2 protein-coding genes are annotated in these 1,464 nt (G+C 66.5%); one reads left to right on the top strand and one right to left on the bottom strand.

The features are described 5' to 3' along the window. Positions 1–179 precede the first annotated feature (179 nt). The gene (locus tag ACL02O_RS34175; protein WP_412822316.1) at positions 180–758 is read right to left on the bottom strand and encodes a hypothetical protein; all 579 of its coding nucleotides are present in this window, start codon (positions 756–758) and stop codon (positions 180–182) included. A gap of 208 nt (positions 759–966) precedes the next feature. Here ACL02O_RS34175 and ACL02O_RS34170 point away from each other — a divergent pair, with 208 nt between their 5' ends. Continuing rightward, positions 967–1,314 (top strand): hypothetical protein, encoded by a 348-nt coding sequence (locus tag ACL02O_RS34170; RefSeq protein ID WP_412822315.1) that lies wholly within the window; start codon positions 967–969, stop codon positions 1,312–1,314. Positions 1,315–1,464 lie beyond the last annotated feature (150 nt).

Here is a 1,464-nt window from a genome sequence, read left to right as displayed (position 1 = left end):
CCCCCCCCCCCCCCCCCCCCCACCGGGGCCGACGTCGCCAGACAGCCACGGACGGGCTGACCAGGAGCGAAGCCGCCCGACCAGCTATCCGCGATCTTCTTCTAATCCCGAGGCCGTTATGCGACGCCGGGGCGACTGCATTACGCGGCGCCCCGGCGTCGTCTCGGTGATCAGGGCCGTCAGGAGTGGGAGGGCGAGGGCGCCGACGAGGCCATCAGGTGCATGATCCGCTCGTCGAGCGCGTTCATCATTGACGGGTCATGTTCGGAGAAAGCGGCAGCTTGGAGGGGTTTCGGGAAGATCCGTCGGATGCTGTCCGGGTATATCCCCTCTCCGCTTTCCGGGGTCTGATAGGTGACAGGCGGCCCCAGCCGCACGGCGATCGGCATCGAGGCGCCGAAGAGTGGGTCGGTGACGGAACCAGCGTTTCCCTTCGCCACATCTGCCTCGCTCAGCCACTTGCAGTCCACCTGCGTGTAGATCGTGCGGACCTCGTCGACGGTGTCAGCCGAGTCCGGCGCCACCCCGAACACCGAGGCGACGCAGACAGGCCATAGATCTGGGTGGCCCGGTTCCGCGCGAAAGGTCGGGTCGTGCTCGAGTGCGTCCACCACCCGCGATGCGAGCTGCTCCCGGAATGGCTCGGGCAGCTTCCGCGGGTCGGGCACCGACAGCCACCGCAGCACGAGGACGCCGGACGCCACGAGGAGCAGCGGCCCGAGCACCAAGGCCCACCGGCGGGCATGTTTCCCATTCACGGCGTGACAGTAAACGACGGCCCGACGTTCGGGAGCCCGGCTCGGCCGACCGCCGGCGATGCAGGCCTCCACTTGGTGCGCGACATCGGCTCCGTTTGATGCGTGACGGGTCCCGAAGGCTTGGCTTGCCTATTACCCTGTCGACGTAGACGCGACCGAGGCTGCCGAGCAGGCAACTCCAGGGAAAGAAACGCCTCCAGTTCCTGGCGTGGGCGCCGGTTTCATGCTCGGGCTGTTCGGCTATCTCGTTGCGGTCGTCGCCTTCGGATACGTAGGGATCTTCACTGGCGAAGAAGACGCGGGAGACCAACTGGCGTCCGGACTCGCAGCCGCTTACTTCGTGGCCCTGGTCGCATCAGCAGCCGTGCTGGTAGCGGTTCTTCGTGCACGGCGCCAGCGGCGCCCAAAGATGGCCGTGGGTCTGCTCAGCGGGATGGTGGTTGGCATCGTGCTGCTGGTCCTGCTGAGCGCTCGGATCTTCGGGCTCATGAACGAGGTTGCCTCGACATGTCCCTGCGAGCCGATCATCGACCAGGTGCGCTTCGCACGGGACTAGAAGATCACTAGGCCAGTCTGTCGGCCATCAAGTGAAACCGCTGCGGCGACCAAGGCCTCGCGCACGTTGGCGAACGGATACGAAGTGGTCTTGGGACGACGGATCAGATGGCCGCGTGCCAGGCACGTGCCAGTAGCCGGTGCCCCACAT

Source organism: Micromonospora mangrovicola (assembly GCF_047200535.1).
Lineage (GTDB): Bacteria > Actinomycetota > Actinomycetes > Mycobacteriales > Micromonosporaceae > Micromonospora.
Note: the sequence above shows the minus strand (reverse complement) of the source record. Positions and strands in the feature narration are given on the sequence as shown.